Raw genomic sequence first — 22,677 nt, 5'->3', positions numbered from 1 at the left:
CCGGCACAACGCCCGTGCCTGCGCGCGGCGCACCGGTACCACGCGCGTGCCGCCTCACGCGTCACGGGGCGGTCCCCGCCGGGCCACGGACGGACGGTCGGACCCAGGTACGGGGCAGGCCCGCCCGTCAGGAGGTGTGGGGGCAGTTGCCCCGGTACTCCTCGATGGTCAGACTCGGCCGCGGCAGCGGGCAGAGGAACTGCTCGTAGCGGGTGTCGTCGTCGATGAACCGCTTCAGCCACGAGACGCTGTACTTCGCGATCGTCGTGTTGGCGGTGTTGGGCGTGAAGTGGGTGGCGCCGTTCAGTTCCAGGTACGCGCGGTCGAGGGAGCCGGGGAGCGAGGTGTAGAAGGGCTCGGCGTGGGTGGCGACGGGGGCGACCGTGTCGCCGTCGGCGCCGAAGATCAGGGTGGGGGTCCTGACCTCGGGCCAGCTCTTGTCGAGATCCCACGGCGTCAGCGGGATCGCCGCCTGCAAGGAAGGACGTGACTTCGCGGCCTCCAGGCTGCCGCCGCCGCCCATCGAGTGGCCCATGACGCCGAGGCGGGTGGCGTCGACACGGTCGCGGACCGGGCTGCTCCGGGTGAGGTAGTCGAGGGCGGCGAGCAGCTGCCGGCCCCGGGAGTCGGGTTGGTCCGACGTGGTGAGCGTGTCGATGGTGAAGACCACGAATCCCTGGGACGCCAGGCGCGGGCCGAGCCAGGAGACGGAGGACTGGGTGCCGGTGTACCCGGGTGCGACGGCAACGGCCCCGAAGGTGCCGTCGGCGGTGCTGGTCGGGTAGTAGACGGTACCCCCGCCGAAGCCGGTGACGGCGAGCCGGGAGACGGCCGTCTGCGAGACGGCGTACGGACCGCGGGCCGCCTCGATGCTCGATCCGGTCGGTGCGGGACCACGTTCGTAGGGGTTGTCCGCGCCATGGGCCGCCGGCCCGCCGAGCGTGGTCAGGCCGACGACGGCGGCGACCGTCGCGGCGAGGGCCGCGGACCGGCCGGTACGGCGGCCGGCGCGGGCGGGTTCCGGGCGGGGGGCCGGTGTCGTGGTGCTGGTGCGCGGGTGCGGCACGACGAGTCGTCCTCTCGGTCGTGGCGGGCCGCCCGTACGGATGCGGGGCACGCGCGGGCGCGCGCCGGCCGGAAGGGCGCCGCCATGGGGCTCGGGCTGGGGGTGCCACTGTGGGCGCTGCGCGGGGACCGCCGGACCGGCAATCTCACCAGTCTTGTGCGGACGAGCCGCCGCGGCCGGGCGCAGCGGTTCTCGTCCCACCTCTTGACGTGTCTGGTTCAGACTTTTAGGTTCACGGATCCCCAGGCCATCCAAGAATGCACCCAGCGTTCAGATGACTGAACAATCGTCATGATCCACCCATCGCTACGGGAGGTTCACCCCACATGACCCGTTCCAGGCTCCTCGCGACGATGACCGTCGCGAGCCTCGTCGGCACACTGGCGGCACTCGGCAACGGCAGCGCGAACGCCGCGGACCCGCATGTCGCGCCCGGCGGCAACTTCGACCTGTCCGTATGGCAGCTCCAGGAACCGGTCGGCTCCCCGGGATCGCCGACCACCATCCCCTCCTCCCGCCTCCGGGGGGCCAACGGCTACCAGGACGCCTACTTCTACACCGACACGCGCGACGGGGCGATGACCTTCTGGGCGCCGGAGAAGGGGGTCACGACTCCGAACTCCCACTACGCCCGTTCCGAACTGCGTGAGATGAACCGCGACGGCAGCGCGGCCGACTGGTCACTGAGCGGGTCCCACCGGATGAGCGCGACACTCCGCGTGGTGTCGGTGACCTCCAACGTCTGCGTGGGCCAGATCCACCTCGGCACCGGGGGCTCCTCCACCAAGCCGCTGCTCGAGCTGTACCACCACGCCGACGGCGACATCGTCCTCGGCACCGAGGACTCCCCGTCCGGCGGTCAGACACCGCACACCGTGGGGCACGTGGCGATCGGCAAGACCTGGACCTACACGATCGCCGTCTCCGGCGGCGACACCATCGACCTGACCGTCAACGGCAGCACCACCCACTACGCCATCCCGTCCTCCTTCAAGCCGTACAAGCAGTACTTCAAGGCCGGCTCCTACAACCAGTCGTCCTCGGACAGCACCACGAAGGGAGCACGTGTCGCCTTCTACGGGCTGACGGTCTCCCACGGCTGATCCGCCGGACCCGGACGGCGTCCACGGGCACGTCGGCGTGGCCGCGCGGCAGGAGGACCGGCCGGCACGGTTCACGGCCCGGCCGGCCCCCGCTCGCCGCCTCCGGCCGCGGACGCCGTCCCGGGGTGCCCCTCCGCGGCTGCCGCGCCGTGACCGGTGCCGCCCGTGGAGGGACGCCGTACGACGAGGCCGGCCACCTCGTACGACATCTCGGTCGTCGCGGGCCGGGGCGGCGGGTGGTAACGCCCGCCGCACACCGACAGGTTGACGATGAGATAGGCGTACCAGTGGTGTCCCACGCCCCGTCCGTCCGAGAAGACCTGCGTGCCGTTCAGCCACCAGACCACGGAGCGGGGCCCGAACTCGGTGCGCAGCTCGATCCAGGCACCGGGGCGGACGGCGTCGTCCCGGAGGTAACGGTTGGCGCCGTGCACGTGGTTGGTGAGTTCCAGCAGGTCCGGGTTGTCCGGGTGGTACTCGAAGACGTCGATCTCCTGGTCGCCGTCCCGCCACGTCCAGATGGCCGGCCAGGCGCCGATCTCCCGTGGCAGCCGTACGCGGGCCTCCAGGACGTCCCCCGGCCGGACGGTGAACCCCTCCTCGCTGCCCTCCGTGGTGAGCAGACCCGTGTTCCATCTTCCGTCCGGCCGACGGACGGCCCGGAAGACTCCCGAGCGGCTGTAGCCGGCGTCCGGCACCAGGTAGTCCAGTTTGTCGTCGCCCGGATTGACCGGGCCGCCTCCCGGATAGGCCCACGAGCGGCCCGCGACCCACTGCGCCGCCGAGGTGAAGTCCGCTCTGAACACTACGTCGTACACGGTCGGGCGGCGCGGTGCCGGAAACGGGCCGTCCGCTGCAGGTTCGTCCATGTCCGATATCTCACCGACGGCGGGCCGGTCATGCGCCCGGACCCCGAGCCGGCCGCGAGATTGGCCCTTACGGGTGAACGGCGTGGTCGTGTGCGGCCCGCCGGCGGACGCCGCCGCACGGAAACCGGCGGCACGACGCCCCTCCGGGGCCCCGTGCTCAGGGCAGGATCGAGTCGACGTACCCACCGTCGACGCGCAGCGCTCCACCGGTCGTGGCCGATGCCTGTTCCGAGCTGAGGTACACCACCATGTGGGCGATCTCCTGCGGCTCGATCAGCCGCTGGATCAGGGACTGCGGGCGGTGCTCGCGCATGAACGTACGCTGCGCCTCTTCCCAGGGCACGTCCCGGTCGACGAGTTCGTACACGAAGTCCTCGACGCCCCCGGTGTGCGTGGGCCCGGCGATGACGGAGTTGACCGTCACCCCCGTGCCCGCCGCCTTCTTGGCGAAGCCACGGCTCACCGCCAGCAGCGCGGTCTTCGACATCCCGTAGTGGATCATCTCCGCGGGAATGGCGACCGCCGAGTCACTGGCGACGTACTGGACGCGCCCCCAGCCGCGTTCGGTCATACCCGGGAGGTACTGCCGGGTCAGCCGTACGGCGGCCAGCACGTTGACCTCGAAATAGCGCCGCCACTCCGCGTCGCTGATCTCCAGCGGGTCGGCCGTGCCGAAGACCCCCAGGTTGTTGACGAGGATGTCCACCCGCGGCAGCACCTCCGCCACCCGGGCCGCGCCCTCCTCGCCGGACACGTCGGCGGCCACCGGCACCAGCTCGGCGCCCGGCGCCTGGCCGGCCAACGACTCGACGCTGTCTGCCACCCGCTGCTCGTCGCGGCCGTTGACTCCCACGCGGGCGCCGGCCCGGGCGAGAGCGAGGGCGATGGCCGCGCCGATGCCCTGCGTGGAGCCGGTGACCAGTGCGGTGCGTCCTGTCAGGTCGATGTGCATGGGCGGGCGGGTTCCCTTCGTGCGCGCGTGCATGTCACGGTCCGTCAAGTGTGACGGCTCAGTGGGCCGGAGAGCGGCAGGGCACGAGCGTGACCGGCCGTCCGGCCCCGGCCTCGTGCGGGGACACCCGGCCGGCCCCGGCCCGCACCGGTCCGCCGGCCGGTCCCCCCGGCACCGGCCGGCCCGATGTCGGCTCGATCCCGGCCGTGGCGCGGAGGGGACGTGGCGCGCTCAGTCCTCGACGTCGATCCGGTACGCGAGAGCGGTGACCTGGAGATCACCGTGGTCCACCCACTGCGGGAACGTGAGCGTCCTGTGGCTGCTCGCAGCCGGCGGCGTCACCTGGAGGTAGGCGGCACGGACGGCGTCCGGGGTGCCGGTGTTGGCATGGGTCCACGCCATGACCGCCTCGACGCTTCCGCCCTTGCGGAGGGTCAGGGTGGACTTGGCGGGGCTCTTCGCGTACCAGGTGTCGCCCCAGTGGGTGGTCGAGTGAAGCGTCCGGTGAGCGGCGTCCTCCAGGCCGAGGCCCGGGTAGCCCCGCAGCAGGCAGGTGCGGGCAGTGGTGTTCGTCAGTTCGAGGACCACGCCCTGGTGGTTCATGCCGCCGGCCAGCTGCTCGCCGAACGAGGCGCTCAGGTCGGATACGGAGCAGGTGGGGGTCGCGGCCGCGGTTCCCGTCCCGGCGGCCCGCGCGGCGCCGGTGCCGGCGACGCCCAGTCCGGCGGCGGTGGCCACGGCGAGCATCGCCCGGCCGAGGTGCCGGCGGCGTCCGGACCGGGCGGCCGTCGCGGCCCGCGGGGTGTGACTCCTGTGCTGCCGAGTCGTCATGAGTCGGGTTCTCCTTCGCTGTCGGCTTCCGGGTCTGCCTTCCCCGGGTGAGATGCCGTACGTCCCCGAAATGTTCGCGAACGCCGATCCGACCGAAAGGATCCGGCCGCACACGCGTTCCGGTGCCACAGGGAGCCGGCACCGCATCGCCTTCCGATCGGGCACCGGTCATGACGGTCCGCTGCCGGCGTGCCACGATTGCCTCCCGCAAGTACCGAACGTGACCCCCGGGAGGGCTTCGCCGTGACCCGCGTACTCACCGTGTCCCGCAGTGTCTTCATCGACGTTCCGCCCGAGACGGTCTACGAGGCGGTGTGCCGCCCCGGTGACATGGGCCGGTGGAGCCCGGAGAACCTGGGCACGGTGGGCGGTGTGCCGGACGAACGGGCCACCGTGGGAACGACCTTCGAGGGGCGCAACAAGCGGGGGACGTTCCGCTGGGTCACCCGGTGCACGGTGACAGCGGCCGATCCGGGTCACCGCTTCGCCTTCCGCGTCCACGCGATCGGGGTCAGACGCCCGCGTCTGCGGGGTCCCATCGCCACCTGGGAGTACACCTTCGCGCCGGAGGGCACCGGCTGCCGGGTGACGGAGACCTGGACGGACGACCGGCGCGCGTGGCCCGCCCCCGTCGCCCAGCTCTTCGACCGGATCGCCACCGGGGGAAGGACGTTCGCCGAGTTCCAGACGGGCAACATCGACAAGACCCTGCAGAACCTCAAGCGGGACCTGGAGGCGGCCCACCGGATCTGAGTGCCGCGCGCACGTCCGGGCCGGGCGTGCCGTCGAGTTCACCCGCCCGTCGCGCCGATGCCGGCTCACGAAGCGGTGGCCGTCACGCACGACCGGTGGAGTGGACCACCGTTTCCGGCTCCGTGCCGGACGGCCGGACGGCCCGCCGGGCCGACGTCCCCGAACGAGAGGTGAGGTGGATGGGCATGCGTCACCCCCGCGTCCGGCGCGCCGCACGGCGCTCCGCTCGTGCCCGCGTGAGTGTCCGCGCGAGGCTCGCGACGACCGCCGTGCTCGCCATGACACTGTCCGCCTCCCTGCCCGGCCTGGCGGAGGCCGGCCCCGCGCACACCACACCGGCCGAGCGGTGGACGACCCGCACGCTCGCTCCCGGTGTCACGGTGCGCGCCGGTGTCATCCGGCACCCCGGCGTCACGCACTCCTGGACCGTGACCGTCCAGGCCCCCGGCGGCACCCGGCCGGCCCCCGACGACCCGGACGCGCCGGTGACCTGGGCCGAGGTGGGCACCCGCACCTGGGCCCGCGACACGGCGCACCGGCTCACCCGGGCGGGCCTGCGGCCACGCGTGGAGAGCGTGCGGTGGCCCCACTACGCCGACACCCCCCACGGCCTGATGGGACACCGGGTCCGGGTCGGCCGCTTCGCCACCCGGGACGAGGCCGTGACCACGGCGTCGGCGGTCACCTCGGCAGGCCTCCACCCGACCCTGTCCTGGACCGGGTACGACGCCCAGGAACCGGCCGACCGGGAGAACATCCACGTCGCGGTGATCGACCCGGAGACCTTCGAAGGCACGGTCGAGGCCACCCATGACGGCAACGTGGCACAGCGCCGGACCACCTCGGCGGTGGCACGCGAACTGCGCTCGCTGGCCGCCGTCAACGGCGGTTTCTTCGTCCTGTCACCGGCCGACGGGGTTCCGGGAACCATGTCCGGGATCGGCGCCTACGACGGCGAACTGGAGTCGATGGCGGTCGGCTCCCGCTCCGCGCTGCTCCTCGCGGACGGCGGCCACCACCTCCGGATCGCCGACCTGACCAGCACCGTCACCGCCCGGGCAGGCGACGCCACCTACCAGATCCAGGGCATCAACCGGGTGCCCGGCACGGTGCGGGACTGCGGCCGTCCCGGCAGCACGCCCAGCGAGCTGCCCCGGCAGGACGTCACGTGCCGACTGGCCGACGACATGGTCGCGTTCACCCCGGCCTTCCGGGCCGGCCTGCCCACCGGTGCCGGCACGCAGGTCGTGCTGGACGCGTCCGGCCGGGTCGTCTCCGTCGGCCCGCGCGGCGGCCGGGTGCCCGCGGACGGACGTGTGCTCCAGGGCATCGGCCGCGCGGCCGGCTGGCTGGCGGCGCACGCCGTGCCGTACGGCCGGATCAGGGTCGACGAGGTCGTGCGTGACACCCGGGGCGGGCGTGTCACGCTCCACGGGGACGACTCCGTCGTGAGCGCCGCCCCGACGCTGGTGCGGAACGGCCGCATCGACATCGACGCCGCCGCGGAGGGGGTGGTCGACCCCGCGGACACCTCCTTCGGCTACGCGTGGGCCGACATGCGTCAGCCCCGCACCATGGCGGGCGTCGACAGGCGGGGCCGGCTGATCCTCGTGACGGCCGACGGAAGGCTGGAGAACGGCAGCGAGGGGTTCACCCTCCTCGAGGCCGCCGCATTCATGAGGTCGCTCGGTGCCGTACAGGCGATGAACCTCGACGGCGGCGGATCCACCGCGATGGCCGTGAACGGCACGCTGGTCAACCATCCGTCCGACGCCACCGGTGAGCGCGCGGTCGGAGACACCGTCCAGGTCCTGCCCGCGCGGCACTGACGTCCGCCGCAGGTGATCCCCATGGCAGGATGCGCGGAGCCGAACACGAAGACAGACGGGCACCGGGCATGACTGCTGAGTGGTACGTCCTCGTCGAGGAGGACACGAGAGTGACGGAGCGCGTCGACGGCACGTCGTTGAAGCTGCACCGGTGGATGCTGACAGCCGCTCACCCCATCGACGGGGACGAGGCGCGGGCGGTCGCGGCGGCCGAGGACGCGGCACTGCACTACCTGCCGGAGATACTGGCCCGCCATGCCCGGCCCGGGGACGAACCGGCGCGGCACGCTCTCCTCACCGCGGACGGTGCCTGGGTGGTGCTGCTGCGGCAGAGGCAGCGGGAGTGTCACATACGGGTGACCACGGCCCGGCTCGTGCACGCGACGGAGGAGAAGGAAGCTCCGCCCAAGAGCCTGAAGGACAAGGTCCGCAGCGCCCTGGAGGGCCCGCCGCCTCCCCCGAAGCAGTGGAAGCCCTCATGAACGGCTAGCCGGCGAGAGCAACGGCACGGCTACGCTCACCGCATGACTCCTCCCCGGCGGAAACTGCTGAGACTGCCTGCCCTCTTCCGGATCGAGCACGTCTCCAGTGGTGCGCGGCTCACCGATGACGACTGGTACGCGGTCGTACGTGCTCCCGAGGGCCTGACCGTCCTGCGGGAGGTCTCTGCCGACACGGACGCCTCCGGCGACGGGGAACACTGGGCCGGCCTGTACGGCGACGACCCCCACGGCCTCGATCTGCCGAACATGCTGGCTGCCGTGGTCGGGCCGCTGGGCGCGGCGGGGATCCCGGTGTTCGTGACCTCCACCTTCCACTCCGACCTCGTGCTCGTCCCCGCCGACCGGTACGACGACGCGGCCGGTGTCCTGCGATCGGCGGGGCACGAGGTCGTCGCGGCGGCCTGACGCTCCCGAGAACCTCCAGCCCGGGGTCCCGGACCGGCTCTCCCAGCGGATGCCGCCGGGGGCGCGGGAGGCCGCGGAGGGCGCTCGGCGTGGACACTCCGGCGCCTACGGCGGGCCGGGCGGGGCGGGACGCCGACCGCGCCCCGTGCTCTCGGCCGGGGCGTGTCGGCGCCGTACGCACTCACGCGGGTGCGGTCAGACGGCGGGGCCGGAGTCGCCGGGACGGACACGGCCGCGCCAGGCGCCGGATTCCGTGCCGCGTTCCTCGATGTACTGCTTGAACCGCTGCATGTCGCCCTTGACCCGGCGGTCGATCGTGCCGACCAGGTCGCCGATCTTCTCCACGGCTCCGCTGGGCTCGACCTCCATCACCAGCTCGACCTTGGTGTGGGAGTCGTCCAGGCGCTCGAAGCGGACCGTGCCCTTCTGCCGGGTGTCGCCGGTGGTGGTGCGCCAGGTGATGCGTTCGTCGGCCAGCTGGTCGACGATCTCGGTGTCGAACTCCCGGCGTACTCCGGCGACCTTCGTGGTCCAGTGGTTGTGCTGGGCGTCCAGTTGGGTGACCTCCTCGACGCCTTCCATGAAGTTCGGGAACTCCTCGAACTGCGTCCACTGGTTGTAGGCGGTGTGGACGGGGACGTCGACTTCCACCGTTTCCTTGACCGTGCTCATCTGTGCGCCTTTCGTTGTCCTGGTCCGACTGCCGGACGGCCCGTCGGCCCGCGCAGCGGGCCCGGGCCGGGACCGGCCGGGTACCCGAGGAGGCGCCGGTCATGACCGATGCGGATCCAGCCATCGCCGCCGCATTCCGGCCAGCGCCGTGACGTGGTGTTTTACAGTGTCTGGCACCAGTTCCGGCAACAGGACCTGTGAGGTACACGCCAACATGCCGACCGAGACTTTCGAGTTCCAGGTAGAGGCCCGTCAGCTGCTCCAGCTGATGATCCACTCGGTCTACTCGAACAAAGACGTCTTCCTGCGCGAACTCGTCTCCAATGCCTCCGACGCGCTGGACAAGCTGCGGCTGGAGAAACTCAGGGACGACTCCCTCGACGCCGACGTGTCCGACCCGCACATCGAGATCGACGTCGACAAGGACGCCCGCACCCTGACCGTGCGGGACAACGGCATCGGGATGTCGTACGAGGAGGTCGGGCAGCTCATCGGCACGATCGCCAACTCGGGCACCGCCGAGTTCCTCAGGGAGCTGCGGGAGGCGCAGGAGGGTGGCGGCACCGAGGGGCTCATCGGCCAGTTCGGCGTCGGCTTCTACTCCGGCTTCATGGTGGCGGACGAGGTCACCCTGGTGACCCGGCGCGCCGGCGAGAGCCAGGGCACCCGCTGGACGTCGCGCGGCGAGGGCACGTACACGCTGGAGGCGGTCGACGACGCGCCGCAGGGAACCTCGGTCACGCTCCACCTCAAGCCGGCCGACCCGGAGAACCAGCTCCACGACTACACCTCCCCGTGGAAGATCAGGGAGATCATCCAGCGCTACTCGGACTTCATCACCTGGCCGATCCGGATGGCGCCCGAGGCCCCCGCCACGGCCGACGCGAGCGGCGAGACGCCCGGACCCGAGACGCTCAACAGCATGAAGGCGCTGTGGGCCCGGTCGCGTGAGGAGGTGTCCGAGGACGAGTACCACGAGCTGTACAAGCACATCGCGCACGACTGGCGCGACCCGCTGGAGACGATCCGGCTCCAGGCCGAGGGCACCTTCGAGTACCAGGCCCTGCTGTTCCTTCCCGCGCACGCCCCTCATGACCTGTTCACCCGGGACGCCAAGCGGGGCGTGCAGCTGTACGTCAAGCGCGTGTTCATCATGGACGACTGCGAGGCGCTGCTGCCGCCGTACCTGCGCTTCGTCAAGGGCGTCGTGGACGCGGCGGACCTGTCACTGAACGTGTCCCGCGAGATCCTCCAGCAGGACCGCCACATCGAGATGATGCGGCGGCGGCTGACCAAGAAGGTCCTGTCCACGGTCAAGGACATGATGGCCAAGGACCAGGACCGCTACACCACGTTCTGGCGGGAGTTCGGTACGGCGCTGAAGGAGGGCCTGGTCACCGACGCGGAGAACCGTGACGCCCTCCTCGCCGTCGCGTCGTTCGCGAGCACGCACCACGAGACCGAGCCGACCACCCTCAAGCAGTACGTGGAGCGGATGCGGGACGGCCAGGACGACATCTACTACCTGACCGGTGAGTCCCGGCAGAGCATCGAGAACTCTCCCCACATGGAGGCGTTCCGGGAACGCGGCATCGAGGTGCTGCTGCTCACCGACGCCGTCGACGAGGTGTGGGCCGACGCCGTCGGCGAGTACGAGGGCAAGAAACTGCGCTCCGTCGCCAAGGGCCGCATCGACCTGGACGCCGAGGACGACGACACGGCCGACGGCGAGCGGGAGAAGCAGAGCGAGGAGTACGCCGGGCTGCTCGGCTGGATGAAGGACCAGCTGACCGAGGACATCAAGGAGGTCTGCCTGTCCTCCCGGCTGACCGTGTCCCCGGCCTGCGTCGTCTCCGACGCGCACGACCTGACCCCGGCCCTGGAGAACATGTACCGAGCGATGGGCCAGGAGGTGCCCCGCGCCAAGCGCATCCTGGAACTCAACCCGGACCACCAGCTGGTCAAGGGCCTGAACCAGGCGTACAAGGAGCGCGAGGACCGCGCGGAACTGGCCGAGACCGCCGAGCTTCTGCACGGCCTCGCGGTCCTCGCCGAGGGGGGCCAGCCGAAGGAACCGGCCCGCTTCGTCAAGCTGATGGCGGACCGCCTGGAACGCGCGCTGTAACTGTGCTCGCCGGGCGTCGGTGGGCCGTTCCCGCGAGCGGGAGAGGCAGGCCGCCGGCGCCCGGGCCGGTCGCCGTGGACCGTGCCGGCCGGCTCCCGGCCGGCACCGGGTCCGGCCGTGGGGGCTGCTGAGCCCCGGGACGGGAAGCCTCGGCGTCCGGTGGGGCTGGCCGCGGGTCAGATGTGCCGGGCGTGCATCGGGTCGTCGGCGGTCTCGTCCGGGCCCTGCCGGTGCGGCCGGTCCGCACGCCGGTCGCGCCGCCGGTCGAACAGCGCGAGCGCCAGGGCGGCCACCATGCCGACGAGGGCGCAGCACAGCGCGGTGACGACGGCGCCGCGGTAGTCCCCGCTGCCGCCGAGCACCAGATAGAACAGCCCGGGCAGGGCGGCGGTCCCCAGCGCGGCGCCCAGCCGCTGCCCGGTCTGGAGGGCGCCGCCCGCCGCGCCCGCCATGCGCACGGGCACGTCCCGCAGGGTCATGGTGATGTTGGGGGCGACCACGAAGCCGCTGCCGATACCGCCGAGGAACAGGACCGGGGCGGCGATCCACGGCGCACTGTGCAGGGGCGCGAGACACAGCAGCAGCGCGGTGCCGCCGAAGCCGGCGATCACGCCCGCGAGGCCGCACACGGTGAGCAGGCGGCCGAACCGCTCCACCAGCCGGCCGGAGACCACGGCCGCGCCGGCCGAGCCGATGGCGAAGGGGGTGACGGCGAGACCGGACAGGAGCGGCGAGAAGCCGAGGCCGCGCTGGTAGAACAGGGCGAAGACCAGCCAGACGCCGCTGAAGCCGACGAAGTACAGGGTGCCGATGCCGGCGCCCACCGCGTAACCGCGCACGGTGCTGAACAGACGCGGGTCGAGGAGCGGCTGGGTGCCCCGGGCGACGAGGCGGCACTGCCACCGGGCGAAGACGACGAGGAGCGCGGCGCCCGCGGGGAACAGCCACCACAGGCGGTCGATGCCACCGGAGTCGGCCTGGACCAGGGGGTACATCAGCGCCAGGACACCGAGACCGAGGAGCAGGACGCCGGGCACGTCCAGGTGTCCCCGTCCGGAGCGCCGGGTGCGGGGCAGCAGGCGGCGGCCGAGGAGGACGGCGAGGATGCCGATGGGTACGTTGACGTAGAAGATCCACCGCCAGCCCTGCTCGCCGGAGGCGAGGGCGAGGATGGTGCCACCGGTGATCGGACCGGCGGCGGAGGATATGCCGACGGTGGCGCCGAAGAAGCCGAAGGCCCGGCCGCGCTCGGCGCCGCGGAACATCTGCTGGATGAGCGCGGAGTTCTGGGGGGCCATGAAGCCGGCGGCCAGGCCCTGGGCGAGGCGGGCGACCACGAGCAGCGTGATGTCGGGGGCGGCTCCGCAGCCCGCGCTGAAGAGGACGAAACCGCCGAGGGCCAGCAGGAAGATACGGCGCCGGTCCAGCGCGTCGCCGAGGCGTCCGGCGGTGACCAGGGCGAGGGCGAAGGTCAGGGCGTACCCGGACACGACCCACTGCACCTGCGCGGGGGAGGCGTGCAGATCGCGTTGGACGGTGGGCAGGGCGACCGCCACGATCGTGACGTCGAGCAGGCTCATGAAGCCGGCCACCAAGGTGACCCACAGGGCGCGCCACCGCCGCGGATCCGGCTCGTACCCGCTCTCCTGAGCACCCGGACCGCGACCGCCCGCCGCTGACGTCGACGCCGTCACCGGACTCCTCCCAGCTCGGCACCCCGGCGAACCAGGTTCCCGTTCACCCCGCCGCCTAACCGGCGGCACCCCGTCGTCCAACCGGCGGCCCGGCGCCGGCCCGGGCCGTGCTGCGGGCTGTCACGTCCCGGCCACTCGGCGCGTCGCACAAGGCCGGTGTTCACCGGGCCGGCGACGGGCGTGCCTGGGACGGCTCCTCCGCCGGGACGCGGACGGCGAGTGCCGCGATGTCGTCCTGGAGACGGTTGCCGCTGTGGACCAGCAGGTCGTGGTGGAGCCGTTCCAGCAGTTCCCGTGGCGGGAGGCCGGCCCAGGAACGAAGGCGCGGCAGCAGGGGATAGAACGCGCCGGCCGCGTCCCGCGTCTCCGTGACGCCGTCCGTGTACAACAGCAGCTGGTCGCCGGGCCGCAGGGAGTAGTCGTCGACGTGGTACGGCTCCCCGACCAGCACGCCGAGGTTCAGCGGCGGCGCCGACCGTCCCCGGTCCAGCTCGCACACCTCACCGGACCGGATGAGCACCGGCGGCGGATGACCGCAGTTGACGACGCGGATCACAGGGGCGTCAGCGGGGATCTCGGCGAAGACGGCGGTGACGAACCGTTCGCCCGTCTCACCGCCGCCCAGCTGTGCGGCCCTGCGGTTCATGCTCGTCTCCACCCGGTCGGCCAGGGCGGGAAGGGCGGGTTCGTCGTGCGCCGCCTCGCGGAACGCGCTCAGCAGGGCCGCGGCGGTCTCCACCGCGAGCAGCCCCTTGCCGCGCACGTCACCCATGACCAGCCGGATTCCGTACCGGGTGCGGACCGCCTCGTACAGATCACCGCCGATGCGTGCCTCCGCGGCGGCGGACAGGTAGAGACTCTCCAGCACGAGACCGTCGATCCGCTGCGGAACCGGTCGGAGCAGAACCCGCTGGGCGATCTCGGCGACGGACCGTACGTCGGCCAGCGTGCGCTCACGGCGGATGCGGTGCGCGGCCAGAATCGTGGCGAGGACACCCACCAGGGCGGTGCAGACGTAGTCGGCCACGTAGTGGCGGTCCCAGAGGTAGCCGACCGGCCGGCCGGCACAGCACGGGGTACCGGCCAGGACGCCTTCCAGGACGATGGCGAGGACCGTGACGACGCCGACGACGACGGGACCGTGGGCGAACGCGGCGACCAGGGACACGCCGACCAGCAGGAAGCTCACCGGCCAGTCCACCGGGGTGACGGGCTCCAGCAGCAGGACGACGGCGACGTACAGGACCGGAAGCCACCGCATCCACGCCGGCGGAGCCGGCACCCCCGTCCGCGTACCGGCGCCGCCCTCCGCCTCCCGACCGGTATGTCCAGGCTTCGGCATACGTGGTCCTCGCACACGGACTCCTGTCACAGGAACTCGACAAGAGCTCCAGCCTGGTGTGCCGGGCCACGGCGCACCGGTGATTGCTCCACCTCACGGCATGTTCGCGCGCCCCTCGCATCCGCACCGGCCCCCGGCCGGCGGCCGCCCGGCACGCCGGTATCCACGCCCCCTCAGCCGGCGCACCGGTCGCCGATCACGGACAGGGGGTGTTAGAACAGGGAGATGAGCGGACGTTCCCGCTGGCCATGGGCGAGAGCGGCGCCGCCGCCCGGCAGCCGGTGGTCATCCGATCCGTCCCGCAGGAGAAGGCAATTCCGGCCGCCACGCGGACGCCGCCTGTCCCCGTCCCTGAGCGTCCGCACGCTCGCCGCGCAGGTCTTCCTGCTCCAGGCGCTGATCATGCTGGTTCTGGTGGCGGTGGCCGCCTCCGCCCTGGTCGTACAGGGCCGGTACGACGCCGAACGCAGCGCCAGGGACCGGTCCCTGGCCGCCGCGGAATCGTTCGCGCACGCGCCCGGCACGGCACTCGCGCTCCGGGCACCGGATCCCACGGCCCGGTTGCAGGCGGCGGCGGAACAGGCGTGGAAGGGCTCCGGCGTCGACTTCGTCACCGTCCTGGACGAACACGGGGTACGGATCACCGATCCCGACCCCGCACTGATCGGCACCCAGGCGCAGGGCGTCGGCCGGGCCGCCGCGGGGGAGACGTTCACCGAGACGTTCCACGGCCGGCCGGCCGACGCCGTGCGCGCGGTGGTACCGGTGACGGACGCGAGCCGGCGCGTGGTCGGCATGGTCACCGCCGGCATCGAGTACGCCAACGTGGGCGACGTCCTGAACCAGCAGCTGCCGATGCTCCTCGGCGCGGCGGCGGGGGCGCTCGTGCTGGCCACCGGCGGCGCCGCCCTGATCAGCCGCCGGCTGCTGCGGCAGACCCACGGACTCGGCCCGGCCGAGATGACCCAGATGTACGAGCACCACGACGCCGTACTGCACGCGGTACGCGAAGGCGTACTGATCGTCGGCGGCGACGGGCGCATACTGCTCGCCAACGACGAGGCGAGCCGCCTGCTGGCCCTCCCCGACGACGCCGACCGGCGGCACGTGCGGGAACTGGGCCTCGGACCGGGCCTGACCCGGCTGCTGGTGGCGGGTGAGGCCGTGTCCGACGAGATCATCCCGACCGGGGACCGGCTGCTCGCGGTCAACATCCGGCCGACCGCCCCCTACGGCGGCGCTCAGGGACTCGTCGCCACCTTCCGCGACACCACCGAGCTCAGGGCCCTCAGCGGGCAGGCCGAGCTCGCGCGGGGCCGGCTGTCGTTCCTGTACGAGGCGGGCATGCGGATCGGCACCACACTCGACGTACGGCGCACGGCCGAGGAGCTGACCGAGGTGGCCGTCCCGCGCATGGCCGACATCGTCACCGTGGAGATCCTCGACTCCGTGCTGCGCGGGGAGGAGCCGACGAGCGCGGTGCACGAGATGCGGCGTACCGCGATGCGTGCCTCGCAGCCCGGGCACCCCCTCCAGCCGGTCGGCGACGTGATCCGGTTCGTGATGGCCGACACCCCGATGGTGGCCGCGCTGGGCCGGGGCAGGGCGGTCTTCGTGCCGGACCTGGAGACCGCCCGGGACTGGCGGGCACAGGATCCCGAGGGGGCACGGCGGGCGCTGGACCACGGCATCCACTCACTGATCTCGGTACCGCTCCGGGCGCGCGGGGTGGTCCTCGGCATGGTCAACTTCTGGCGCGGCGCGGACACCCCCCGGTTCGAGGAGGAGGACGTCGCCGTGACCGAGGAACTGGTGGCCCGGGCCGCCGTCGCCATCGACAACGCACGCCGGTACTCCCGCGAACACGCCATGGCCGTGACACTCCAGCGCAACCTGCTGCCGCTGGGCCTGCCGGAACAGGACGCGCTGGAGATCGCCTCACGCTATCTGCCGGCACAGTCCGGTGTGGGCGGCGACTGGTTCGACGTCATCCCGCTGCCCGGTTTCCGGGTGGCGCTCGTCGTCGGTGACATCGTGGGACACGGGCTGCAGGCCGCGGTGACCATGGGACGGCTCCGCACGGCCGTACTGAACTTCTCCTCCCTGGACCTTGCCCCCGACGAACTGCTCGGCCATCTGGACGAGATGGTGACCCGGCTGGACTCGCAGACCGCGACCGCCGACGACGAGCGCGAACCCCTGACCGGCGCCACCTGCCTCTACGCCATCTACGACCCGGTCGGCGGTCGCTGCACCTTCTCCCGCGCCGGCCACCTCGCACCCGCCGTCGCGGATCCCCAGGGCCGGGTGACCTTCCCCGAACTGCCCCTGTCACCGCCCCTGGGCGTGGGCGGGCACCCTTTCGAGGCCGGCGAGCTGGACCTGCCCGAGGGCAGCCGGCTCATCCTGTTCACCGACGGCCTGGTCGAGAACCGCGGACGGGACATCGACGAGGGCCTGGACACGCTCGCCTCGACCATCGCCCGCGCGGACCAGACACCGGAGGAGACCTGCCGGGCCCTCGTGGAGACGATGCTGCCCGAACACCCCAGTGACGACGTGGCGCTGCTGGTCGCCCGGACCCGGCGGCTCGACCCCTCGTGCGCCGCGACCTGGGAGGTCCCGTTCGACGCCATGGCGGTGCCCCGGGTACGCAAAGAGGTGAACCGGAAGCTCGCCGAGTGGCAGCTGGAGGAGTCCGCGTTCACCACGGAACTGATCCTCAGCGAACTCCTCACCAACGCGATCCGCTACGGCGCCCCGCCCATCTGCGTCAGGCTGCTCCTGGGCCGCACCCTGGTCTGTGAGGTGTCGGACGGCAGCAACACCTCACCCCGGCTGCGGCACGCCGCCACCACCGACGAAGGCGGCCGCGGCCTCTTCCTCGTCTCCCAGTTCGCGGACATCTGGGGCACCAGGTACGCGGCGCGGGGAAAGGTGATCTGGGCCGAACAGAACCTGGACCGCACCGCGGAACCGGACGTGTCGGCGATGTTCGACGTCCTCGATCTCTGACACCGGCGGGAGCGCGTACCCGTACGGCGCTCCCCGTGCACCGCGCCGCACGGTGCGGCGTTCCTGGACGGCCTCCGGCCCTCAGGAGCCGCCCGCGGAGCGGTCCGTGCCCGCCCCGCGGCGGGCCGACGCCTCCGCCCGGTCGGCGCGGACCAGCAGGCGGGCCCGCCTGCGCGGCCACCACACCAGATCGGCCACGAAGAGCACGACCACCAGCCACGAGGTGACGATCTCGCCGGTGGAACTCCTCAGGGTGTCGTACACGGCCAGCGCGACCGTGAGCACGTGACGAGGACGACGACCCAGCGGCGCAGCCGGTCCTCCTCGGCGGCCCGGCGCAGGGCGCCGGCGTACCCGGCGACCGAGGGCGCCAGCCGGGGATCACCGACGGCCTCCCCGCGCCGGGTGGCGCGCACCACGGCCGCACGCTCGGCGCCGCTCAGGCGCGCGGCCTCGGGCCAGAGCCCGCTCATCCGGCGCGCCACCCGGATGCCGTAGAACAGGCCGAGCACCACGAGGACCACCACGGCACCCGGCCACGACCCCGCCTCGACGAGCACGAAAGCCGCGGAGAGGACTCCGGCGCCGAGACCGGCACCCACCCCCCGGCACGTCGGGACCATCGCCCGCACACGGCGCACGGACACCGGCGGTCCGGGCGAGCCACGAAGTGCGCCCGCCCCGGGCGCGGGGGATGGTGGGAGCCACCAGGTCACTGTCTGCGGCGCGTCCGGGACCGGGTCCGGCCTCCCGGGTGTCGTGGAACTCCGGGAGGACGCAATGACGACCACTTCGGCTCGCCGCCCCCGCTTCGCCCTGCGGTGGAAGACCTCACGTGACTGGCCTCTGGCCGCGGCCGCGGTCTGCGCGCTGCTGAGTCTCGTCATGCTCTTCCTGCCCTGGCTGACGACCAGTGCGGGCGGCAGCGAGAACGCCTTCGGGGTGGACCTCCCGACCGCGGGACCGGCGCTGATCACCGCCATGGTGTTCGCCACGCTCGTCCTGCTGGCCATGGCCGCGGCGACGCACAGCAGGCGGTACCTGGAGGCGTCACTCGTCCCGTCGTCCGTCCTGCTGGCCGTCTACATCCTGAAGGCGGCAGACGTGTCCGACCTGGCGGACCTGTACAGCCGGCTGGCGGCATCGTTCACCGGCGCCACCATCGGCACCGGCGTGGGTCTCTGGCTCGGCCTGGCCTTCGCCGCCCTGACCCTGCTGTTCGTCCTCGCGGCCGTGCTTCTGCGGTGGGGTAGCGGAGAGACCCTGACATATCCGGCGTTCGGCACCGCACGGCAACCCCGTCCCGGCACCCCACCGGCCGGTGACACCACTGGGCCTCCACCCCGGCCGGACACCCCGCCCGGCCCCGCCCCGGAACCGCACGACAGAGCCGAGTGACGAGGGCGAGGAGAGGGCCGGGGCGTCCGGTGGCGAGCCGGCCCCGCCTCGGTGGCCCGCCCCTGGACCCTCCTCCGTGCCCAGGCCCTCTCGTTCGGATCCTGGCGCCCTCCTCCGCCTTGCGATGCACGGCACCAGGACCCGCTCCCTGATCCGGCCTGATCCGAACGAAAGACCCTAGGAGCCGGCCTCCTCCCCGGCGCAGTCGTGGTACACGTACTGGTCGATGTCCAGCGACGCCCCGGCCGTGGCGAGCCAGGCCAGCAGGTCAGCCCGGAGGAAGACGCCCTTCTGCTGCGGGTCGTCGGGATCGGTGATCTCCTGGACGAGAACCAGGGAGACGTCGGCGTCCCCGGACCGGGCCAGCCTCCCCAGGGCGGCGGCGAACTCCGGCCCCCAGCCGAGGACCACCGGTTCCAGATCCTCCGGCCGTGCGCTCCCGCCGGCGGCCGCCGCGTGCCGGATCCACGTCGCGTGCGGGCGCGGCGGCGACTGGGGACGCCTGCGGCTGCCGATCGCCGTCGACTCGTCGGGTCCGGTGCCCAGCCTCGCGGAGATCTCCTGAGGCTGCAGGGACTCGCTGACCACCCTGAGGTACATGCGGAACGCGCTCACGGCCGGTACCTGTAATTCGTCGGAACCAAGATCTTCCCGTCCTTGCTCACGAGGACGACCCTGCCCTCGCCGTCGCGCATCGCGTCGAACCGCGACACGTTGTTCTTCCCCACCCAGTCGGCCTTGAAGGCGTGCGGATCCTCACCGACGCTCTTCAGGGCCTTCTCGAGCTGCTTCTCCTTGATCTTCACCAGGGACCCGCGGTCGATGGCGGCGGCGTCGGGGATCTCGCCGCGGATGAAGTCGCACGACGCGTTGTGCACGAGTACGGGAGTCGTACCCGCCAGCACGTAGTAGGTGTGGACGTCGTTGACGGTCAGGTTGTAGGCGCCCTGGAGTTCCTTCCAGTGCGTGACCTTGTCGATCCGGACCCCGGTGCCGTCGGGGGAGCGGAGTGTGTCACCGGAGTTGAGGTCGCGGGCGTCGGTCCACCGGCCGCGGTTCTCCACCCAGAACGGGTGGTGGTCGGTCGCGGTGAGCTCGCGCGGTGCGTCGCCCGCCGTGCCGGCCAGCGCGAGGCCGGTGAAGTCCTCGTCGTCGGGGTTGAGAATCGTTTCCTCGACCGGGTGCGGGCCGGTGGTACCCGTCTCCGGGTCCGTGGCCAGGACGCTGTCGTCGGTGGTGATCTGCTCGATGGGGAGGGTGGTGGTGCCGTCGCCCATGAGGACCCGCGTGCCGGCGGGGAAGCTGTCGCACTGGGGCATCCTGTCGCCCTTGCGGGCGGCGCGGATGTCCTCCGGGAGGAGTTTGCCCCCGTACTTGAGCCAGCGCATGACCGCGAGCGAGCCCAGGACACGGTCGGTGGTGCTCACGGCCTCACCGGTGGCCAGGTCGGTGCCGGTGACGGCCTCGATGACGCCCTTGCCGTCCCCGACGCCGGGCAGCAGGTTGAGCAGCACCGACATCCGGCGCTCCTGTGCGGCGCGTTCCTCCGGGGTGGTGTCGTTCGTGCCGATCCTGTCGGCGAGGCGGGAGAAGTCGAAGTCGAACGTGGGTACTTCGCGGAGCTTCGAGGCGGCCTTGTTGATGCCGTCGACGGCTTTCTTCGTCTCGTCCAGGCCCCTGCCGGCCTGCTTGACGCCCTCGTTGAGCTTCTCCATGCCCTTGTTGGCCTTGTCGATGCCCCGGTTCGCCTTGTCCAGGCCCCGGTTGACCTCGGCCGTGGCCCTGTTCATGTCGTCGAGGGCGCCGTTCATCTGGTCCAGGCCGGCGTTGATCTGGTCCAGGCTCTTGCCGATGTCCTTGAAGAATCCCGCGATGTCCCAGGGATCCTTCACCGGCCCGTCGTGGACCGGTTCGGGCTCGGGGTAGTAGTCCCCCAGCGCGACGGCGAGCAGGGTGAGGGCTTCGACGGATTCCGTGTGGGCGTCGAGCAGCCGGGATGCCCGTACGAGGTCGGTGCGGAGCTTGTCCAGGTGCGGCTTGGCGGCCTTGAAGGCCTTGAGCGTCTGCTCGTAGATCTGCTTCTTCTTCTCCGGATCGGTCTCCTTGTCCGGGTCGAGCAGGAGGTAGGGCTTGAGCTTGTGCAGCTCGGTCAGTTCCTTCTCCAGCCCCTTGAAGGAAGCGCCCCCGTCCTTCATCGCGTCACGGGTGACGTAGAGGAAGACACCCACGCCGAGGCCCAGCTCGGCGGACTTGAGGGCGAACTCCTTGAGGCAGGTGGGCCGTTGCAGCAGCGGCCGCGACGCACAGTTGGAGTACTGCGCCACCTTGGCCGCGATCTCCAGCAGCGTGGGCTCCGGCTGCGCCGCGGGCCCGGCCGCCGCGGCGGTGCCCACGCCCGCGCCGACGGTCAGACACAAGGCGGTGGCGAGCGTGACGACCTTCTGTTTCATGTGCGAGTACATGTGTTCCTTACGACACGGATCCCGCATGGCGCCGGTCGGCGGCGCGGGTCCGCGGTTCCCCCGGGCGGCTGAACCGCCCTCGTGTTGCGTGCGCGTTCGAGCGCGTGGTCGGCAACACCGTAAACCGTTACCAGCGGTCATGATCAACCCGTACCGGGCGCTGACGGTCCGTGCCGGGCCGGGGGTGCCGATCGCGCCATCTTCCGCCGTCCGCGCGGCTCTTGGGTGTGCACCGGTACGTTTGCCCGTGCGGCGGCGGGCAACGCGAAGCTCATGACTGAATCGAACAGCGGGACGACTCGAAAGTCCGGCCAGGAGCAGGGGACCGCGGCCAAGGCCCGGCGGACGGCGGACAAGGCGACGGCACCGGCCGGTCGCGCGGCGAAGAAGGCCGTGGCGGCCTCCGACGGCGCGACGTCGGCCGTGAAGGCCGGTACCGAGCGGACGGCGGAGGTGACGGGCGGGGCGGTCCGCACGGCGGCCCGAGGCGTCGAGACCGGGCGTCAGGCGCTGGTCACGGCCTCGGGCCAGGTCGCGGCAACCGCCAAGACGGCCTGGACGGTGGTCGCCCACCGCAAGCTGGTCGCCGCCGGCGTCAGCGCGGGCCTGACCGCGATGACCGTGGCGTCGTACGCGATGGGCCGCCGAGCCGAGCGACAGACGCACGGACCGCTCACGCGTCTCACCCGGGGCCGTCTCTGACGCATGGCCGGCACACGCGGGCGGACGCCACGCGGAATGCCGTGCCGGGGGCGTGGCGGCAGGCCGCGGAGCCGGCCGCTCACGTCACACACCTCTCGACGCGGGGGCCCGGCCTTCGAGGAACGAAGGCCGGGCCCCCGCCGTCGTGCACGGCGGCGGTACGGACCACGGACCGGCGCCGTGGTCCTACCGTGGTGACGGGCCGGCCCGTGGGGGAGGCCGGCCCGCTCGTGCACCGGGTCAGCCGGTCTTCGTCACCTGGGCGAGGGCCTTGGTGAGGCCGTTGGCCCACAGCTGGTTGACGCGGGAGCGCTCGGTGCTGTTCGGGTACCGGTTGGTGCAGGACGGGCCGGGGCCGCCGCCCGACATCAGCTCGCTGCACGGGCCGCTGTAGTGGTCCGGCAGGCCCAGTACATGGCCGGTCTCGTGGGCGGTGACCCGGATCGAGTCGTACTGGCGGTTCTGCGTGTAGTCCAGGAAGATGTAGCCGCTGCCGTGGCCGTTGGTGGAGGCGTACGACCCGCGCGAGTCGTTGCCCTCGTAGTAGGAGAAGTCCGCGCTGCCCGACGTCGCCTGGAGCTTGACGTTGGACACGGAGCTGTTCCAGATGGAGGCGGCGCTCGATATCTGGGAGCGGAAGCTCGGCGCCTGGGCGGCGTTGTAGTAGACGGTCACCGACTGGAGGGTGGGGTGGGCGGCCTGCCTCTTGGCGACCGACTTCAGTACGGCGTCGAAGAACGCCTTGTTGCCGGCCTTCTCACTCGAGCCGATGTAGCGGGCGGTGGCGGAGTGGGCCGGTACCGTGGCGGTGTTCTGGGCACTTGCCGGGCTCGCGGTGCCGAGTGCGGCGGAGGCCAGACCGACACCGAGCGCGAGGGCCAGCAGTCGTCTGTTCTTCGGCCCGGTGCTGGTGCGGAACGACGTCATGGGGAGCTCCTACTCGTCCTGTGGGGTTG

At 72.1% G+C, this 22,677-nt stretch carries 21 protein-coding genes; 9 read left to right on the top strand and 12 right to left on the bottom strand.

Features of this window, described 5'->3' with window-relative positions:
• Positions 1–127: 127 nt before the first annotated feature.
• Complete coding sequence (locus tag ACF1BE_RS14160) at positions 128–1,066, bottom strand: alpha/beta hydrolase (protein WP_392199282.1); 939 nt, start codon at positions 1,064–1,066, stop codon at positions 128–130.
• Positions 1,067–1,392: 326 nt separating this feature from the next.
• Here ACF1BE_RS14160 and ACF1BE_RS14155 point away from each other — a divergent pair, with 326 nt between their 5' ends.
• Positions 1,393–2,169 (top strand): polysaccharide lyase family 7 protein, encoded by a 777-nt coding sequence (locus ACF1BE_RS14155; protein WP_392199281.1) that lies wholly within the window; start codon positions 1,393–1,395, stop codon positions 2,167–2,169.
• Between the two features lie 71 nt (positions 2,170–2,240).
• On the opposite strand, the gene ACF1BE_RS14150 is transcribed toward ACF1BE_RS14155, so the two are convergent.
• From ACF1BE_RS14150 to ACF1BE_RS14140, 3 genes are all read right to left on the bottom strand, one after another.
• Positions 2,241–3,038, bottom strand: coding sequence for a beta-glucanase (locus ACF1BE_RS14150; protein ID WP_392199280.1), 798 nt, complete (start codon positions 3,036–3,038; stop codon positions 2,241–2,243).
• A gap of 157 nt (positions 3,039–3,195) precedes the next feature.
• Positions 3,196–3,990, bottom strand: a complete 795-nt coding sequence (locus ACF1BE_RS14145) for an SDR family NAD(P)-dependent oxidoreductase (protein WP_392199279.1) — start codon at positions 3,988–3,990, stop codon at positions 3,196–3,198.
• 231 nt (positions 3,991–4,221) lie between these two features.
• Entirely contained in the window at positions 4,222–4,821 is a 600-nt protein-coding gene (locus ACF1BE_RS14140) for a DUF4232 domain-containing protein (protein ID WP_392199278.1), read from the bottom strand.
• A 243-nt stretch (positions 4,822–5,064) separates the two neighbouring features.
• Here ACF1BE_RS14140 and ACF1BE_RS14135 point away from each other — a divergent pair, with 243 nt between their 5' ends.
• The 4 genes from ACF1BE_RS14135 to ACF1BE_RS14120 all read left to right on the top strand — a co-directional run bounded on the left by ACF1BE_RS14135 (position 5,065) and on the right by ACF1BE_RS14120 (position 8,311).
• Entirely contained in the window at positions 5,065–5,574 is a 510-nt protein-coding gene (locus tag ACF1BE_RS14135) for an SRPBCC family protein (protein WP_392199277.1), read from the top strand.
• A 236-nt stretch (positions 5,575–5,810) separates the two neighbouring features.
• Positions 5,811–7,403 carry a phosphodiester glycosidase family protein gene (locus tag ACF1BE_RS14130; RefSeq protein ID WP_392199276.1) on the top strand — a complete coding sequence of 531 codons (1,593 nt, stop codon included), beginning with the start codon at positions 5,811–5,813 and terminating at the stop codon, positions 7,401–7,403.
• Between the two features lie 68 nt (positions 7,404–7,471).
• Positions 7,472–7,885, top strand: a complete 414-nt coding sequence (locus tag ACF1BE_RS14125; protein WP_392199275.1) for a hypothetical protein — start codon at positions 7,472–7,474, stop codon at positions 7,883–7,885.
• Between the two features lie 42 nt (positions 7,886–7,927).
• Positions 7,928–8,311: an ACT domain-containing protein gene (locus tag ACF1BE_RS14120; RefSeq protein WP_392199274.1), complete on the top strand. Its 384-nt coding sequence runs from the start codon at positions 7,928–7,930 to the stop codon at positions 8,309–8,311.
• 195 nt (positions 8,312–8,506) lie between these two features.
• Here ACF1BE_RS14120 and ACF1BE_RS14115 read toward each other — a convergent pair whose 3' ends face one another.
• Complete coding sequence (locus ACF1BE_RS14115) at positions 8,507–8,983, bottom strand: SRPBCC family protein (protein WP_392199273.1); 477 nt, start codon at positions 8,981–8,983, stop codon at positions 8,507–8,509.
• A 214-nt stretch (positions 8,984–9,197) separates the two neighbouring features.
• On the opposite strand from ACF1BE_RS14115, the gene htpG reads away from it, so the two are divergent.
• Positions 9,198–11,108: a molecular chaperone HtpG gene (htpG, locus tag ACF1BE_RS14110; protein WP_392199272.1), complete on the top strand. Its 1,911-nt coding sequence runs from the start codon at positions 9,198–9,200 to the stop codon at positions 11,106–11,108.
• A gap of 176 nt (positions 11,109–11,284) precedes the next feature.
• On the opposite strand, the gene ACF1BE_RS14105 is transcribed toward htpG, so the two are convergent.
• Together ACF1BE_RS14105 and ACF1BE_RS14100 are read right to left on the bottom strand one after the other, a co-directional pair.
• Positions 11,285–12,802 carry an MFS transporter gene (locus ACF1BE_RS14105; RefSeq protein ID WP_392199271.1) on the bottom strand — a complete coding sequence of 506 codons (1,518 nt, stop codon included), beginning with the start codon at positions 12,800–12,802 and terminating at the stop codon, positions 11,285–11,287.
• Between the two features lie 160 nt (positions 12,803–12,962).
• On the bottom strand, positions 12,963–14,063 hold the full coding sequence (locus tag ACF1BE_RS14100) for a PP2C family protein-serine/threonine phosphatase (protein WP_392199270.1): 1,101 nt from the start codon (positions 14,061–14,063) through the stop codon (positions 12,963–12,965).
• Between the two features lie 306 nt (positions 14,064–14,369).
• Between ACF1BE_RS14100 and ACF1BE_RS14095 the strand changes: the two genes are divergently transcribed.
• Positions 14,370–17,159: a SpoIIE family protein phosphatase gene (locus ACF1BE_RS14095; RefSeq protein ID WP_392199269.1), complete on the top strand. Its 2,790-nt coding sequence runs from the start codon at positions 14,370–14,372 to the stop codon at positions 17,157–17,159.
• Between the two features lie 81 nt (positions 17,160–17,240).
• Here ACF1BE_RS14095 and ACF1BE_RS14090 read toward each other — a convergent pair whose 3' ends face one another.
• Together ACF1BE_RS14090 and ACF1BE_RS14085 are read right to left on the bottom strand one after the other, a co-directional pair.
• Positions 17,241–17,423: a hypothetical protein gene (locus ACF1BE_RS14090; protein ID WP_392199268.1), complete on the bottom strand. Its 183-nt coding sequence runs from the start codon at positions 17,421–17,423 to the stop codon at positions 17,241–17,243.
• Entirely contained in the window at positions 17,408–17,806 is a 399-nt protein-coding gene (locus ACF1BE_RS14085) for a hypothetical protein (protein WP_392199267.1), read from the bottom strand. Before ACF1BE_RS14085 ends, ACF1BE_RS14090 begins: the two co-directional genes overlap by 16 nt.
• Positions 17,807–17,939: 133 nt before the next feature.
• Between ACF1BE_RS14085 and ACF1BE_RS14080 the strand changes: the two genes are divergently transcribed.
• Positions 17,940–18,557 (top strand): hypothetical protein, encoded by a 618-nt coding sequence (locus ACF1BE_RS14080; RefSeq protein ID WP_392199266.1) that lies wholly within the window; start codon positions 17,940–17,942, stop codon positions 18,555–18,557.
• Positions 18,558–18,734: 177 nt separating this feature from the next.
• Here ACF1BE_RS14080 and ACF1BE_RS14075 read toward each other — a convergent pair whose 3' ends face one another.
• Complete coding sequence (locus ACF1BE_RS14075) at positions 18,735–19,172, bottom strand: DUF4279 domain-containing protein (RefSeq protein ID WP_392199265.1); 438 nt, start codon at positions 19,170–19,172, stop codon at positions 18,735–18,737.
• Positions 19,169–21,007 (bottom strand): polymorphic toxin-type HINT domain-containing protein, encoded by a 1,839-nt coding sequence (locus ACF1BE_RS14070; RefSeq protein WP_392199264.1) that lies wholly within the window; start codon positions 21,005–21,007, stop codon positions 19,169–19,171. Before ACF1BE_RS14070 ends, ACF1BE_RS14075 begins: the two co-directional genes overlap by 4 nt.
• Positions 21,008–21,292: 285 nt before the next feature.
• Here ACF1BE_RS14070 and ACF1BE_RS14065 point away from each other — a divergent pair, with 285 nt between their 5' ends.
• Positions 21,293–21,721, top strand: coding sequence for a hypothetical protein (locus tag ACF1BE_RS14065; RefSeq protein ID WP_392199263.1), 429 nt, complete (start codon positions 21,293–21,295; stop codon positions 21,719–21,721).
• A gap of 240 nt (positions 21,722–21,961) precedes the next feature.
• On the opposite strand, the gene snpA is transcribed toward ACF1BE_RS14065, so the two are convergent.
• Complete coding sequence (gene snpA / locus ACF1BE_RS14060) at positions 21,962–22,648, bottom strand: snapalysin (protein ID WP_392199262.1); 687 nt, start codon at positions 22,646–22,648, stop codon at positions 21,962–21,964.
• Positions 22,649–22,677: the final 29 nt, after the last annotated feature.

The sequence above is a fragment of the Streptomyces sp. NPDC014991 genome, from assembly GCF_043080665.1.
Classification (GTDB): Bacteria; Actinomycetota; Actinomycetes; order Streptomycetales; family Streptomycetaceae; genus Streptomyces.
This window is presented reverse-complemented; position numbering and strand designations above follow the sequence as displayed.